Source organism: Ruegeria sp. BG5, assembly GCF_056538425.1.
On record NZ_JBQFTC010000001.1, the window covers coordinates 1,696,830 to 1,709,564 of the forward strand.

15 protein-coding genes and 1 tRNA gene are annotated in these 12,735 nt (G+C 59.2%); 6 read left to right on the top strand and 10 right to left on the bottom strand.

Annotation, left to right across the window (positions count from 1 at the left end; all coding sequences use genetic code 11):
* Positions 1 to 217: 217 nt before the first annotated feature.
* Together ACR0KX_RS07940 and ACR0KX_RS07945 are read right to left on the bottom strand one after the other, a co-directional pair.
* The gene (locus tag ACR0KX_RS07940) at positions 218 to 1,375 is read right to left on the bottom strand and encodes an acyltransferase family protein (RefSeq protein ID WP_170621843.1); all 1,158 of its coding nucleotides are present in this window, start codon (positions 1,373 to 1,375) and stop codon (positions 218 to 220) included.
* A gap of 321 nt (positions 1,376 to 1,696) precedes the next feature.
* A tRNA-Leu gene (locus ACR0KX_RS07945) sits at positions 1,697 to 1,782 on the bottom strand.
* 145 nt (positions 1,783 to 1,927) lie between these two features.
* On the opposite strand from ACR0KX_RS07945, the gene ACR0KX_RS07950 reads away from it, so the two are divergent.
* Together ACR0KX_RS07950 and ACR0KX_RS07955 are read left to right on the top strand one after the other, a co-directional pair.
* Positions 1,928 to 2,506 carry a YqaA family protein gene (locus ACR0KX_RS07950; RefSeq protein WP_170621844.1) on the top strand — a complete coding sequence of 193 codons (579 nt, stop codon included), beginning with the start codon at positions 1,928 to 1,930 and terminating at the stop codon, positions 2,504 to 2,506.
* Positions 2,503 to 2,970 carry a disulfide bond formation protein B gene (locus tag ACR0KX_RS07955; protein WP_170621845.1) on the top strand — a complete coding sequence of 156 codons (468 nt, stop codon included), beginning with the start codon at positions 2,503 to 2,505 and terminating at the stop codon, positions 2,968 to 2,970. The genes ACR0KX_RS07950 and ACR0KX_RS07955 overlap by 4 nt, the downstream gene beginning before the upstream one ends.
* Here ACR0KX_RS07955 and ACR0KX_RS07960 read toward each other — a convergent pair.
* Positions 2,967 to 3,554, bottom strand: coding sequence for an HNH endonuclease (locus ACR0KX_RS07960; protein WP_170450414.1), 588 nt, complete (start codon positions 3,552 to 3,554; stop codon positions 2,967 to 2,969). The genes ACR0KX_RS07955 and ACR0KX_RS07960 overlap by 4 nt on opposite strands.
* Before the next feature lie 213 nt (positions 3,555 to 3,767).
* On the opposite strand from ACR0KX_RS07960, the gene ACR0KX_RS07965 reads away from it, so the two are divergent.
* Together ACR0KX_RS07965 and ACR0KX_RS07970 are read left to right on the top strand one after the other, a co-directional pair.
* A complete protein-coding gene (locus ACR0KX_RS07965) occupies positions 3,768 to 4,373 on the top strand; it encodes an rRNA large subunit pseudouridine synthase E (RefSeq protein WP_170621846.1) in 606 nt (201 codons plus the stop codon).
* A gap of 32 nt (positions 4,374 to 4,405) precedes the next feature.
* Positions 4,406 to 4,831 carry a VOC family protein gene (locus tag ACR0KX_RS07970; RefSeq protein WP_170621847.1) on the top strand — a complete coding sequence of 142 codons (426 nt, stop codon included), beginning with the start codon at positions 4,406 to 4,408 and terminating at the stop codon, positions 4,829 to 4,831.
* A 6-nt stretch (positions 4,832 to 4,837) separates the two neighbouring features.
* Here the strand turns inward: ACR0KX_RS07970 and ACR0KX_RS07975 are convergent, their stop codons facing one another.
* From ACR0KX_RS07975 to ACR0KX_RS07990, 4 genes are read right to left on the bottom strand one after another with little or no spacing between them, the layout of a single operon-like run.
* Positions 4,838 to 5,140: a putative quinol monooxygenase gene (locus ACR0KX_RS07975; RefSeq protein ID WP_480708227.1), complete on the bottom strand. Its 303-nt coding sequence runs from the start codon at positions 5,138 to 5,140 to the stop codon at positions 4,838 to 4,840.
* On the bottom strand, positions 5,140 to 5,637 hold the full coding sequence (locus ACR0KX_RS07980; RefSeq protein ID WP_170518780.1) for a GNAT family N-acetyltransferase: 498 nt from the start codon (positions 5,635 to 5,637) through the stop codon (positions 5,140 to 5,142). The genes ACR0KX_RS07975 and ACR0KX_RS07980 overlap by 1 nt, the downstream gene beginning before the upstream one ends.
* 2 nt (positions 5,638 to 5,639) lie before the next feature.
* Positions 5,640 to 6,305 carry an alpha/beta fold hydrolase gene (locus ACR0KX_RS07985; protein ID WP_170621848.1) on the bottom strand — a complete coding sequence of 222 codons (666 nt, stop codon included), beginning with the start codon at positions 6,303 to 6,305 and terminating at the stop codon, positions 5,640 to 5,642.
* The gene (locus ACR0KX_RS07990; protein ID WP_170621849.1) at positions 6,302 to 6,934 is read right to left on the bottom strand and encodes a DNA-3-methyladenine glycosylase 2 family protein; all 633 of its coding nucleotides are present in this window, start codon (positions 6,932 to 6,934) and stop codon (positions 6,302 to 6,304) included. The genes ACR0KX_RS07985 and ACR0KX_RS07990 overlap by 4 nt, the downstream gene beginning before the upstream one ends.
* A gap of 97 nt (positions 6,935 to 7,031) precedes the next feature.
* Between ACR0KX_RS07990 and ACR0KX_RS07995 the strand changes: the two genes are divergently transcribed.
* Positions 7,032 to 8,258, top strand: a complete 1,227-nt coding sequence (locus tag ACR0KX_RS07995; RefSeq protein ID WP_480708229.1) for an MFS transporter — start codon at positions 7,032 to 7,034, stop codon at positions 8,256 to 8,258.
* On the opposite strand, the gene ACR0KX_RS08000 is transcribed toward ACR0KX_RS07995, so the two are convergent.
* The 3 genes from ACR0KX_RS08000 to cysS form a co-directional block, all read right to left on the bottom strand.
* Complete coding sequence (locus tag ACR0KX_RS08000) at positions 8,259 to 9,041, bottom strand: squalene/phytoene synthase family protein (RefSeq protein ID WP_170621850.1); 783 nt, start codon at positions 9,039 to 9,041, stop codon at positions 8,259 to 8,261.
* Entirely contained in the window at positions 9,038 to 10,672 is a 1,635-nt protein-coding gene (gene cimA / locus ACR0KX_RS08005) for a citramalate synthase (protein ID WP_170621851.1), read from the bottom strand. Before cimA ends, ACR0KX_RS08000 begins: the two co-directional genes overlap by 4 nt.
* A gap of 90 nt (positions 10,673 to 10,762) precedes the next feature.
* Complete coding sequence (gene cysS, locus ACR0KX_RS08010; protein WP_170621852.1) at positions 10,763 to 12,160, bottom strand: cysteine--tRNA ligase; 1,398 nt, start codon at positions 12,158 to 12,160, stop codon at positions 10,763 to 10,765.
* A gap of 207 nt (positions 12,161 to 12,367) precedes the next feature.
* On the opposite strand from cysS, the gene ACR0KX_RS08015 reads away from it, so the two are divergent.
* The gene (locus ACR0KX_RS08015; protein ID WP_170450396.1) at positions 12,368 to 12,712 is read left to right on the top strand and encodes an MmcQ/YjbR family DNA-binding protein; all 345 of its coding nucleotides are present in this window, start codon (positions 12,368 to 12,370) and stop codon (positions 12,710 to 12,712) included.
* The last annotated feature ends 23 nt before the right edge of the window (positions 12,713 to 12,735 follow it).

A 12,735-nucleotide genomic window follows, 5' to 3' on the forward strand; every position in this document is an offset into this window, starting at 1 on the left:
AAAAGCCCCGCGAATGCAAGGGACGTGCCGGATCGTCAGATCAGGCCGCCATGCATCCGTGCAACTTTTGAATTTTTCCAATGTCTCCCAACGTTTTCGAGGTTTCATTCAGATACCCGGAATGTCAAGTCCGGCGACCTCCACCGAAGCGCAAAGCTGCATATCTGAAGCTGATCACGGAACTTTCCCCGTATTCAGTGGCCCATCACGCCACCCATCAAGACTGCGCCCTATTCAGGTCCCGGGGCAATCGTTTGGGGACGTAGAATATTGATCGGAAGTCCTTGTGCCAGAACTCGATAAAACGGTAGCTGATGACAGACACAGCACCGAGCACGGAAAGATACACCAGAACCATCGGGCCGAACGCCCAGCTTTGATCACCCCAAAAGACGTTAAACGCATGAAGAATTTGCCAGTGCCAGATGTAAATACTGAAACACATCATACCCACAAGTTGCAGTGCCCGCATCTCCAGAAGGTCCGTCGCAGAGGGAGCGCTTCTTCCGTCTACCAACGACAAGATGACAAACACGGTTCCTAAGGCGATAGACAGGTTTGCAAAAGTCTGGGCAATTGGCATCACATCACCGACATACCGCGCCAGCGACAAAACCAAGGCGAGATAAATTAGAAGGCAGCCTAAGAAAAAGAATACTCTTAAGCGATTGATCGAAAGAGACTGGCCGGAATCCAACTTTACCCACCAATGCGCCGCCAGCATACCAAAGCAGAAATCTGACAGCCGTCCGGGCAAAGTATCCGAAAAATCGTTCAAGTACTTCCCTTCAACTTGGAAGTTTGCCGCGCTAAAGGCATGAAATCCGATCGATAACGCAGCTAACACCAGCAGTGTCGTAACCGGTCCATTGCGTCGGACTAAAATTAGGATTAGCGGAAAAAGGATTGAAAACCATATCTCTATTCCCAGCGACCAAAGCGGTGGGTTCATCGGTGGGAAGAAAAGTAGTGGGCTTGGGACGGCGGCAAACAGATAAAATACTGTATGAGATAAAATCCGCATTAAGGGTTCGCCGAGGAATAGAACCAGGCATACAAGCACGTTCACATAGTAAAGCGGAAGCAATCTCCACCCACGCTTTTTTAAGAATTTCACGGAATCGAAGGGTGCAGCGTTTTCTTGCGCCAAAGGCAGGTAAAGAACGAAACCGGACAACACAAAGAAAATGTTTACGCCCAGCCAGCCATTATGCAGAAACGGCTGTAACAGGAAATAGTTGGCCGCCGAGGTGTCCTCATAGGACAACGGGGAAATCAGTGGTTGCAAAATATGGTGAGCTAACACCATTACAATCGCAATTCCTCTTAACCCATTGATGTAACCGATTTTCTCTGCGCCAATTTTTTCAGCCACCAAAAACCTCACTAACCAAACACAACTGTCTGGTTCTCAAAATTTCGACCAGCACGGTACAAGATTAGCAGCAACTCATTTTTGGTGTAAGCCTTAACTAATAACTCCGCATATGACACAAACAGGCGTGGTGCAGACTATAGGCGGATTGATCCCTTGGGTAGCCCCTGCTTTCGTCGTCAAACTGTGGCGTCACCTTGTATGTCAGCATTCGATCAAGAACGGGCTGAAGTAATTCTCAAAATCCAAATCTACTGGAAGAAATCCCAAGAGCTTATGCCTCTGCAGCCGCAAACCAAAGTCACAGTTTCAAATGATCTGTGGTGCCCAAGGAGAGACTCGAACTCTCACGCCCGTGAAGGCGGGGGATTTTGAATCCCCTGCGTCTACCATTCCGCCACTTGGGCCACGGACACTGGATTAGCGTCCAGAGCGGGGAAGGTCCAGAGGCAAAAATCAACCTTCGGACCGATTGTTTGCACCCCAGCGGTTGACGGGTCCACGGGTGCGTGATTTGGCTGGCACGGTCAAAGACCGGGATTTGAGTAAACCATGTTACGATCGCTTTACGACTGGACCATTCGACTGGCCGAACATCCTCGGGCGCTTTGGGCGCTGGCGATTGTTGCCTTTGTCGAAAGCTCATTTTTTCCGATCCCGCCTGATGTGCTTATGATCCCGATGATTCTGGCCCGCCCCTCGCGCGCCTGGCTGATTGCCGGCGTTGCTCTGGTGGCCTCGGTTTTGGGCGGTCTGCTGGGCTATGCGATCGGAGCCTTTGCCTATGAAAGCATCGGCCAACCCATTCTGGAGGCGATGGGCAAAGCCCACGCAATGGAAGAGTTCAACACCCGCTTCAACGATTTCGGCTTCTGGGCTGTGCTGGCAGCGGGGGTGACGCCCTTCCCTTACAAGGTCATCACCATTATGTCGGGCTGGACGGGCATGCCGCTTGGAACCTTCGTCGCGACCTCGATTCTGGCGCGCGCGTTGCGGTTCTTTCTGGTGGCAGGCCTTCTTTGGAAATTTGGCGAGCCGATCCGGGACTTCATTGAAAAGCGTCTGGGCCTGATGTTCACGCTGTTCATCATCCTGCTGTTCGGCGGCTTTCTTGCGGTGCGATACCTATGACGAAACGCGCAACCTATGTGGTGCTGGCGGCCGGCGGATCAGCTGCCCTGTTGCTGGGGGCCTGGGCCTTTCAGTATGTCGGTGGGTTGGCACCGTGCAAAATGTGCATCTGGCAGCGCTACCCCCATAGTGCCGCCATTGTGATCGGCGCATTGGCGTTGGCCCTGCCAACTGTTCGCTTGCTGCCCCTGGCCGGTGCCTTGGCCGCGCTGACAACCGCTGCCATCGGTCTTTTTCATGCGGGCGTCGAGCAAGGCTGGTGGGAAGGCCCGACCAGCTGCACCTCGGGCGATATTGGGGGGCTGTCGGCGCAAGAGCTGATGGATCAGATCATGTCCGCCCCGCTGGTGCGCTGTGATGACATCCCATGGCAGATGCTGGGCCTGTCCATGGCCGGATGGAACGCGGTAATCTCGGCGGTGCTGGTTCTGTTCTGGCTCGCCGCCTGGCGCGCGAAGGCTTAGATCTCGTCCAGTTCGGCATCCCAGTACAGGAAATCGATCCAGCTTTCGTGCAGGTGGTTCGGCGGAAACTTTCGCCCGATATTGCGCAGCGCTTCGGCATCGGGCTGACGCGGCGGTTTGCGCAGGGTCATGCCTGCCTGGCGCAGAGATTTGGACCCTTTGCGCAGGTTGCACGGACTGCACGCCGCAACCACATTCTGCCAGCTTGTCACCCCACCCGCAGCGCGCGGCACCACATGGTCAAACGTCAGGTTGTCGCGACTGCCACAATACTGACAGCGGAACTCATCCCTCAGAAATAAATTAAAGCGCGTGAAGGCCACGCGCTTTCTGGGTTTTACATAGTCTTTCAAAACAACGACCGAGGGTATTCGGATCTCGGTGCTCGGGCTTCGGACGACTTCGTCGTATTCGGCCACGATGTCCACCCTGTCCAGCCAGGCAGCCTTGATCGCCTCTTGCCAGGGCCACAGCGACAGCGGGTAATAGGACAAGGGGCGGTAATCGGCATTCAAAACCAGCGCCGGGTGATGCTTGAGCGTCCCCGGCTCTCTTACAAATTCGGTCCTGAAGTCTCCGTCCATAACAGAATCGCTCCTCGCTCTCAGCTGCCCGTTTGTGACACCAGAGCGGGGAGCACCCGCCCCGGCCTTAAGATAACTATATATCGTGGTAAATCTCTGACAAGCCCTGAGTTTCCACAATATCTCGAAGACTGGGTAAGCCTGTTCCGTAACAGGCACATGACAGTTATCCACAGGTTGCACACAGCATGTTTTGCAGGCTATGGCGGAGGCATGTCGTGGTTCATTCGATTCAACAAACCTTTTGACGTGCTGCCGCAGTTCACCGATCGCGGCAGCGCCGAGTCGCCACGTCGAACACTGTCCGATTTCATCGATCTGCCGGGGGTCTACCCGGCAGGGCGGCTGGATCGGGACAGCGAGGGGTTGATGCTGTTGACCGATCATGGGCGGCTTCAGGCGCAGATCTCGGACCCCAAGCACAAGATGGCCAAGACCTATTGGGTTCAGGTCGAAGGCGAGCCCGATGCAGCCGCACTGAAGGCGCTGCGCGATGGGGTCGAATTGAAAGACGGCCTGACCCGCCCTGCCAAAGCGCGTGAGATGGACGAGCCGGATGGCCTTTGGCCCCGCACGCCACCGATCCGCGAACGCAAGTCCGTGCCGGACAGTTGGATCGAACTGACGATCCGCGAAGGCAAGAACCGGCAGGTGCGCCGGATGACGGCGGCGGTTGGGCTGCCGACCTTGCGCCTGATACGCTATCGCATCGGCGACTGGACGCTGGATGATCTGGAGCCCGGCCAATGGGACAGCCTGCCCCTGCCCGACCTCAACACAGCCCCGCAGCGCAAACGCGACCGCCGCACGCGGCGGTGACACGGGCGGCTCATCTCTGCTAAAATGCGGGTATGAAACTCACGCCGGACATACCTGCCCCATCGGCCATTCTGGAGGCCGCGCTTTACGTCGACGATCTGGACGCGGCAGAACAGTTTTATGGTGAGGTTCTGGGGCTCGAGCGCATTCAGCGGATCAGCGACCGGCATGTGTTCTACCGCGTCGGCGGGTCCGTCCTGTTGCTGTTCAACCCGGATCAGACCGAGCAACCGCCCCTGAACCCGGACCTCCCCGTTCCGCCGCATGGCGCGTGGGGTCCGGGGCATGTCTGCCTTGTGCTGACCCGCGATGAAATCTCCGCCATGCGCAAGCACCTGTTGGACTGGAACGTCCCCATCGACGCCGAGTTCGATTGGCCCAGCGGTGCGCGATCCCTCTATATCCGCGACCCGGCGGGCAATTCGGTGGAGTTTGCCGAAGGTCACTTGTGGGGTTGAACCCAATTAACCAAGCGGCTGCTTCTGCCCACCTATAATCGTGTAGAGTTCGCGAGAGGTCAGGCCAACCTCACCCAAGGCCGCGCGGAACACGGCCATATGCGGTGTCGCAAAATGTGCCTCTAACGCGGCCTGATCCTGCCATTCCTCGTAGACGCGGAAGCGGTTGGGGTGTCCCAGCACCTGACTGAATTCATAGACCAAACAGCCGGGCTCTTTCACGGTTTCTGCAACCATCGCCTGAGCGGCCTCGCGGGCCTGTTCAACCCCGGCCTCGTTCACTTCGACAATTCCTGTGACAACCAGCATTACGCTCCCTTCCTCAGATCATAACGTTTCGAGATTCGATTGACCGGGGTACCGTCGCGCAGCGGTACGCCGTACGCGACCGAGTAGTCCCGGAAACCCATTTTTTCGTAATACCTTAGGCCAAGAAGGTTATCCGCCCGGATCGTGGCATTGATCGCAGAAAACCCCAGCGCGCGGGCCGTCTTCTCCGTCTCGTCAAACAAGGTCCGGCCCGCGCCGCGCAGCACCGGGTTGCGGCGGGTGAAGGTTGCGATATCGGCGCATTCATCGGGCAACGCGTCATAGGTGCCCAACCACTGAAACCCGGCAACCCCGCCTTGGTCGTCCAAGGCAACATGGCAACAGATCTTATCAGCGCCATTCAGATAGCTTTGCGCGAACAATGCCTCTGAAAACGGGATTTCAAATGCGGTCGTACCACCCGCCGCGATGATGTGGTTGAGGATGCGGCAGGCCTCGGCCACATCCTCGGGCATCATCGGGCGGATGGCGATCATCGCTACAGGCTCAGCTTGTCGCGCATGAAGGCCAAGGCGACACTCAGACCGTCGGGTGCGATACCATGGCCCGTGCCCTTCATCACATGAGCATAGATTTCTTTGAAATCAGCATCTTGCAGCGCTTCCGCAGCCTGGGGCAGTGATTGCGGTGGGACCACATCGTCGGCATCGCCATGGACCAGCAGGATCGGCATTCGGCTGACGGTTTCGTCGGCCAGCAGTTCAGGCTCCAGCAACCGACCCGAAAACGCCACGATCCCGGCAACCGGGTCTTCGCGGCGGGGGGCCACATGCAGGCTCATCATCGTGCCCTGGCTGAAACCGAACAGAACGACCTGCTCGGGCAGCACGTCTTCGTCGACCATCAGCGCGTCGAGAAAAGCGTTGAAATCCTCGACCGCCATTTCCATCCCACGACGCGCCTCTTCTTCGGACGAGCCATCGATCCAAGGGATCGGGAACCATTGAAAGCCGTTCGGCATTCCCGGGATCTGCTCGGGCGCGTCGGGGGCCACGAACAGCGTATCCGGCAGGTGTTCACCCAGCGGGTCGGCAAGGCCCAGCAGATCGGCCCCGTTGGCCCCATAGCCGTGCACGAACACGACGACCGAGCGTATATCGCCCGAAACCGGCTCTTTCCTGAGCGCGTTCAAAACCCGAGTCATCTGATCCCTTCTCTTTTCTTGGCCACCCGGTAATAGGCCCACAAAACCCGAGCCGCAACCGAGCGCCAGGGCGACCAGGCCTCGGCCATCAGACGAAGCTCTTTGTCGGTCGGGCGTTTGGGCAGATCGTAGAGAACGCGCGCGGCTTCCTGAAGGGCCAGATCGCCCGGCGCGATGACGTCCGCGCGCCCCAGTGAAAACATGGCGTATATCTCGGCGGTCCAAACGCCAATGCCCGGAACTTGCGTCAGCGTGGCAATGACATCTGCATCAGGGACGTCTCGTAACGCTTTGTAATCAATACGTGCCTCGGCCAGGGCACGGGCGTATCGGATTTTCTGACGGCTCAACCCAACGGCCCGCAAATCATCATCCGTGGCCCACATGATCTTGCGCGGTCCGGTCAGTTTTGCGTCCTGCATCCGCTTCCAAATCGCATTGGCCGAGGCCACGCTGACCTGCTGGCTGACAATTGCGCTGAGCAGTTGGGCAAAGCCGTCGGGCTTACGCCGCAGGGGCAAAGGACCGGTCTGCTCCATCGCATAAGCCATGCGCGGGCAGGCATTGGCCAACCACTCGGCCCCTTCCGTCACGCAGTCGGGGGTTTCAATGATGCGTCCTACGGCCATGGGATCTCTGCTTTGTGACACGCATCGCACGTTAGGGGCCACAGCCGCATATGCAAGCCGCTTGTGTGTCAGCGTTTTCACCGATACGCATTGGCGCATGACGATGACCACAGCCACCCCGGACGACTCGCAAGCCAAACGCAATGTTGCTGTTCTGGTCGCCGCGCAATCGATTCTGGGCGCGCAGATGCCGATGATTTTCATCGTTGGTGGCTTGGCCGGGCAATCGCTGGCCAGCAACCCCTGCCTCGCCACCTTGCCCATTTCACTGATTGTATTGGGTTCAATGCTGGCCGCCACGCCGATCTCGGCCATCATGCAGCGTTGGGGCCGCCGCGCGGGCTTTCTGGTCGGCGCAACAGCCGGAGCGTTGGGTGGTCTGGTCGGGGCCTATGGCCTCTATCTCGGCTCGTTCCCGATCTTTCTGCTGGGCAGCCTGCTGACGGGCATCTACATGAGCGCTCACGGGTTTTACCGTTTTGCCGCAGCCGATACCGCCTCGGACGCGTTCCGGCCCAAGGCGATTTCCTATGTCATGGCGGGCGGTCTGGCGGCAGCGCTGATCGGACGGCAAATGGTTATTATGACCTCTGAGGCATATGTCATACCTTTTCTGGGCACTTATTTGGCTGTGATTGCGCTGAATGTCATTGGATCAGCCTTATTCTTCTTTCTGGACATCCCGACGCCGCCAAAACCGACCGCAGAAACCCCCAAGGGGCGATCAAGGTTGGAGTTGTTAAAAACACCGCACATCGCGGTGGCAGTCATTTGTGCGATGGTGTCTTACGCGTTGATGAATCTTGTCATGACATCGACGCCGCTGGCCGTCGTCGGCTGTGGATTTTCGACCAATGATGCTGCGGACGTCGTAATGAGCCACGTGCTGGCCATGTATGTCCCCAGCTTCTTCACCGGCCACCTGATCGCGCGGTTTGGCGTCGAAAAGATCGTGGCCCTGGGCCTTGCCATCCTCGCAGGCGCCGGAGTCGTCGCCCTGCAAGGGGTCGAGCTGGGCAATTTCTTCATCGCCCTGATCTTGTTGGGCATCGGCTGGAACTTTGGCTTTATCGGCGCGACCAGCATGCTCGCCGCCTCGCACGAAGTGCATGAACGAGGCCGGATGCAAGGCCTCAACGACCTGCTGGTGTTCGGAGGCGTGACGATTGCCTCGCTGGCCTCGGGCGGGTTGATGAACTGTTCCGGAGGCTCGCCGGTCGAAGGTTGGACGGCTGTCAACCTCGCCATGATCCCGTTGCTGACACTGGCGGGCGGAGCGCTGCTGTGGCTGGTCCTCAGGCCAGCCGATCCGAAAACAGCCTGATCACCACCGACCCGTCGCAGCGGTCCACATCAGAGACAGCCGCCGCCGCGCCTCACCTTGCGCCAAAGCACCCGCCGCGACACGATCCGGGCGTGTGATCACCCGTTTCAAAGTCCATTCGGCCTGCCATCCGACATAAAGCGCCGGACGGGCGTCTGCCGATACCGCATCGCGGTTAGATCGGGCCCGCGTTAGACGCACCAAAGCTGCCTCTGCCAGCGTTTTCACCCCATCGGGCGTGCCATCGAGTAAAGGAATGCGCCCGCGCGCCTCAAGCTCGGGGATCGCGCGGAACCAGTTCGCAACGCCTACGCCATAGCCGAAATCGCGCAGCACACCCTCATCCGCAGCCCCAAGGGCCTGTGCCGCGGCCACCAGCAGCGAACCGGAACTGTGATTGATATAGGCGTCAAAGTGGTCCTGATCCTCGAACGGGTCGCGATAGATGTCCCACCGCCGCACCGCCACATATTCGTCGAGCATCCCGGCCAGATGGGGCGACAGGACCCGAGACAAAGGCGTCACAACCTCGTGCCGCCGCACGGTCGGACCCTGCGCAATCTCCTGCAAGGCATCGCGCCACCATTGCAGGCGCATCTCGGCAATCATCGGCTCTTGCGTGACCCAGGGCGCGCGCGCGACCTCGACATTCAGCGCGTAGATCGGAAACAGAACCGCCCGCGCCGGGACAGGAGCGGCCATTGCCGCCAGAAACCGATCAGGATCGGCTTTGTGCACCAAAGCGGCACAGGCTTTGACATCCTCGTCAAACGTCGCCGTCACTCTGCCGCCGCCTGCTGAGGGTCACAGTCCCGCACCAGCTTCCACTGGATCGCGTCCAACAGCGCCTCGAAGGACGCGTCGACTATGTTCGCGCTGACCCCAACGGTGGACCACCGCCGCCCCTGCCCGTCTTCGCTGTCGATGATGACGCGCGTGACGGCCTCGGTCCCGCCTTGGGTGATCCGCACTTTGAAGTCGACCAGCCGCATATCCGCCAATACCTGCGAATATTGCCCCAGATCCTTGGCCAGCGCCTTGGCCAGCGCGTTCACCGGCCCCCGGTCACTGCCTTGCTCGTCCAGAGACTCGCTGACCGACAGTTTCTTTTCGCCATCTACTTTCACCACAACCACGGCCTCGGACAGGCTGACCATGTTGTTGTACTTGTTCTTGCGCCGCTCGACGGTGACCTTGTAGCGCTTTACCTCGAAGAACTCGCGCAACTGCCCCAGTTCATCCCGAGCCAGCAGTTCGAAACTGGCCTGCGCGGTGTCATAGGAATAACCCTCGGCCTCGCGCTGTTTGATCCGCTCAAGAATGCGCCCCAAAGCCGGGTCGCCCTTTTCAACGGTCAGACCAGCCTCGGTCAGGCGCTTGCGCAGGTTCGACTGCCCGGCCTGGTTCGACATCGGGATGATCCGCGCATTGCCAACCGTTGCCGGGTCGACATGTTCATAAGTCGAGGGATCCTTGAGAATCGCGCTGGCATGCAACCCGGCCTTATGCGCAAAGGCAGACGCGCCCACATAGGCCGACTGCTTGCTGGGCACCCGGTTCAGGATGTCGTCCAGCATCCGGCTGATCCGCGTCAGACCGGCCAGAGCGTCAAGGCTGACGCCGACCTCGAATTGCGAGGCGTAAGGCTCTTTCAGCAACAAGGTCGGGATCAGTGCCGTCAGGTTCGCATTGCCACAACGCTCTCCAAGCCCGTTTAGCGTGCCCTGAATCTGGCGCGCCCCCGCATCGACCGCGGCCAGAGAACAGGCCACCGCATTCTCGGTATCGTTATGGGTGTGAATGCCCAACCGATCCCCCGGTAGCCCCGCAGCAATCAGGTCGGACACAATGCGCCCAACTTCGGCAGGCAAAGCGCCGCCATTGGTGTCACACAGCACAACCCAGCGCGCGCCAGCCTCCAGCGCGGCACGGCACACCTCGGTCGCATAGCCGGGGTTGTCCTTGTAGCCGTCAAAGAAATGCTCGGCATCGAACAGCGCCTCGCGCCCCTGAGCGACCAGATGCGCGACCGAGGCGCGGACGTTCTCGACATTCTCCTCCAGCGAAATCCCAAGCGCGTGGGTCACGTGGTAATCATGCGACTTGCCGACCAGACAAACCGCCTGCGTGCCCGCATTCATCACCGCCGCCAGCACGTCGTCGTTCTCGGTCGATCGACCCGAGCGCTTGGTCATCCCAAATGCGGTCAACCGGGCCGAGGTCTTTGGTGCGACCTCAAAAAACGCGCTGTCGGTCGGGTTCGCGCCGGGCCAGCCGCCTTCGATATAATCGACCCCCAACTCATCCAGCGCCTGCGCGATCTGCACCTTCTCAGCGGTCGAGAACTGCACCCCCTGCGTCTGCTGCCCGTCGCGCAGGGTCGTGTCGTAGAGGTAGAGGCGTTCCTTGGTCATTATTCTGGCTCTTTGGCTTGTTCGGGCGGTGCCCGACCGAGGGTGGATGCGAAGCGCCCGCCCGTGGGGGCGGTCGGGCGGTACGCTTTGTTAGATGCTCTCCAGTTTCGATGGATCAAATTCCGAACCGGGAACCAACTCAACGGCTTCTTTGCTCATGCGCACCTCAAGACCAGCGGCGATGAATAGGGATTTCAACCGGTCAACCTCGGCAAAATCCTTGCTGGCCATGGCCGCCGCGCGCGCCGAGGCGAGCAGTTCTTCATAGGCGGAAAAGTCCATCGCCTCCGAAGTTGCCCACGCGCCCAGATCATCCATCAACAGACCAAGCAACTGCGCACTCGCCAGCAAGGCCGGCGCGTCGCCTTCCGATGCCAGACGATGCAACTCGGTGATGGCACCCGCTGTATTCAGATCATCCGCAAGTGCTGCGACCACCGAGGGTGCCGCGCTGGCGGCGGGCTCGATGCCCGCTGTCAGCGCCCGCCACTTGCGCAGCGTTGCTTCGGCCTCACGCGCTTTCTTCTCGGTCCAGTCCATCGGCTTGCGATAATGGGTCTGCAGGAACACAAAGCGGATCACCTCACCCGGCACGCCCTGTTCCAACAGGTCATGCACGGTGAAGAAATTGCCCAGCGACTTGGACATTTTCTTACCTTCGACCTGCAGCATCTCATTGTGCATCCAGACCCGAGCGAACTCACCCTCGGGGTGCGCGCAGCAGCTTTGCGCGATCTCGTTTTCATGGTGCGGGAACATCAGATCGTTGCCGCCACCATGGATGTCAAAACTGTCGCCCAGCAACTCATAGCTCATGGCCGAGCATTCTATATGCCAGCCCGGACGACCCCTGCCCCAGGGCGACTCCCACCCCGGCAGCTCATCGGTCGAGGGCTTCCACAGCACGAAATCCATCGGATTTTTCTTGTAAGGCGCAACCTCGACCCGTGCGCCCGCGATCATGTCATCGACCGACCGGCCCGACAGCTTGCCATAGTTGTCCTTCCACGAGTCCACCGCGAACAGCACATGACCTTCGGCCGCATAGGCGTGGCCTTTGGCGATCAGGTCTTCGATCATCTCGATCATCTGAGGGATAAACTCAGTTGCGCGTGGCATCTGGTTCGGTTCCAGCGTCCCAAGCGCGCCCATATCGTGCAGATACCACCCGATGGTCTCATCCGAGCGTTCGTGGACCAACTGCTCCAGAGACCCTTCGGCCCCGGCCTGTTTGCGCTTCAGCGCGGTCACGTTGATCTTATCGTCTACGTCGGTGAAATTGCGCACGTAAGTCACATGATCCGAGCCATAGACATGACGCAACACCCGATACAGCGTGTCGAACACCACCACCGGCCGCGCGTTGCCCAGATGGGCCCGGTCATAGACGGTGGGTCCACAGACATACATCCGCACGTTTTCGGCATCGATCGGAACGAAATCTTCCTTCGTCCGCGTCCGTGTGTTGTGCAGCTTGATTGTCGTCATCACTCGGGCTCCTAAAGCTTGCGCGTTGGCGCGGGCTTAGCAACTTGTCTCAGAGATGAAAACGAAAGAAACCGGCCCGCTTGATAAATCAGCAGGTAATGCAGCAGATAATGATGCAGTTCATCCGGTTCATGGCGCTTGGCATAACACGCGTCACGCGCCAAGCCAAGGCTTGAGTTTGCGGACCTTCCCCTGCACTCTGCGACCATGAGCCGGGATTTCGTCAACTCCGTATGCCGCGACCTGCCGGGGGCCGAATGGTCGGACCCCTGGGGCGGCGGCCATGACGCCTGGAAGGTGGGCGGCAAGATGTTTGCCTGCATCGGCACCGCAAATGACGGTGTCTCGGTCAAGACACCGGACATCGAAACGGCGCAGATGCTGATCGATGCGGGTGTCGGGGTAAAGGCTCCGTATTTTCACCGCAGTTGGGTGCGCCTGCCCTTTGATGCGGATAAGGAAGAGATGCGGCATCGGTTGGCCGCTTCGTACGATCTGGTGCGCGCATCGCTCACCAAGAAACTTCAGGCCACCCTGCCCGCGCGAAGCTGATTGACTTTCGCTGACGGCTCTGC

What these genes read in the sequence shown, in the direction of transcription:
- ACR0KX_RS07950 (WP_170621844.1), top strand. Translation starts at nt 1,928, where the DNA reads ATGTTACGATCGCTTTACGACTGGACCATTCGACTGGCCGAACATCCT.
- ACR0KX_RS07980 (WP_170518780.1), bottom strand. Translation starts at nt 5,637, where the DNA reads ATGATCGCCATCCGCCCGATGATGCCCGAGGATGTGGCCGAGGCCTGC.
- ACR0KX_RS07970 (WP_170621847.1), top strand. Translation starts at nt 4,406, where the DNA reads ATGAAACTCACGCCGGACATACCTGCCCCATCGGCCATTCTGGAGGCC.
- ACR0KX_RS08015 (WP_170450396.1), top strand. Translation starts at nt 12,368, where the DNA reads ATGAGCCGGGATTTCGTCAACTCCGTATGCCGCGACCTGCCGGGGGCC.
- ACR0KX_RS07985 (WP_170621848.1), bottom strand. Translation starts at nt 6,305, where the DNA reads ATGACTCGGGTTTTGAACGCGCTCAGGAAAGAGCCGGTTTCGGGCGAT.
- ACR0KX_RS07960 (WP_170450414.1), bottom strand. Translation starts at nt 3,554, where the DNA reads ATGGACGGAGACTTCAGGACCGAATTTGTAAGAGAGCCGGGGACGCTC.
- ACR0KX_RS07995 (WP_480708229.1), top strand. Translation starts at nt 7,032, where the DNA reads ATGACGATGACCACAGCCACCCCGGACGACTCGCAAGCCAAACGCAAT.
- ACR0KX_RS07965 (WP_170621846.1), top strand. Translation starts at nt 3,768, where the DNA reads ATGTCGTGGTTCATTCGATTCAACAAACCTTTTGACGTGCTGCCGCAG.
- ACR0KX_RS07990 (WP_170621849.1), bottom strand. Translation starts at nt 6,934, where the DNA reads ATGGCCGTAGGACGCATCATTGAAACCCCCGACTGCGTGACGGAAGGG.
- cimA (WP_170621851.1), bottom strand. Translation starts at nt 10,672, where the DNA reads ATGACCAAGGAACGCCTCTACCTCTACGACACGACCCTGCGCGACGGG.
- cysS (WP_170621852.1), bottom strand. Translation starts at nt 12,160, where the DNA reads ATGACGACAATCAAGCTGCACAACACACGGACGCGGACGAAGGAAGAT.
- ACR0KX_RS07975 (WP_480708227.1), bottom strand. Translation starts at nt 5,140, where the DNA reads ATGCTGGTTGTCACAGGAATTGTCGAAGTGAACGAGGCCGGGGTTGAA.
- ACR0KX_RS07955 (WP_170621845.1), top strand. Translation starts at nt 2,503, where the DNA reads ATGACGAAACGCGCAACCTATGTGGTGCTGGCGGCCGGCGGATCAGCT.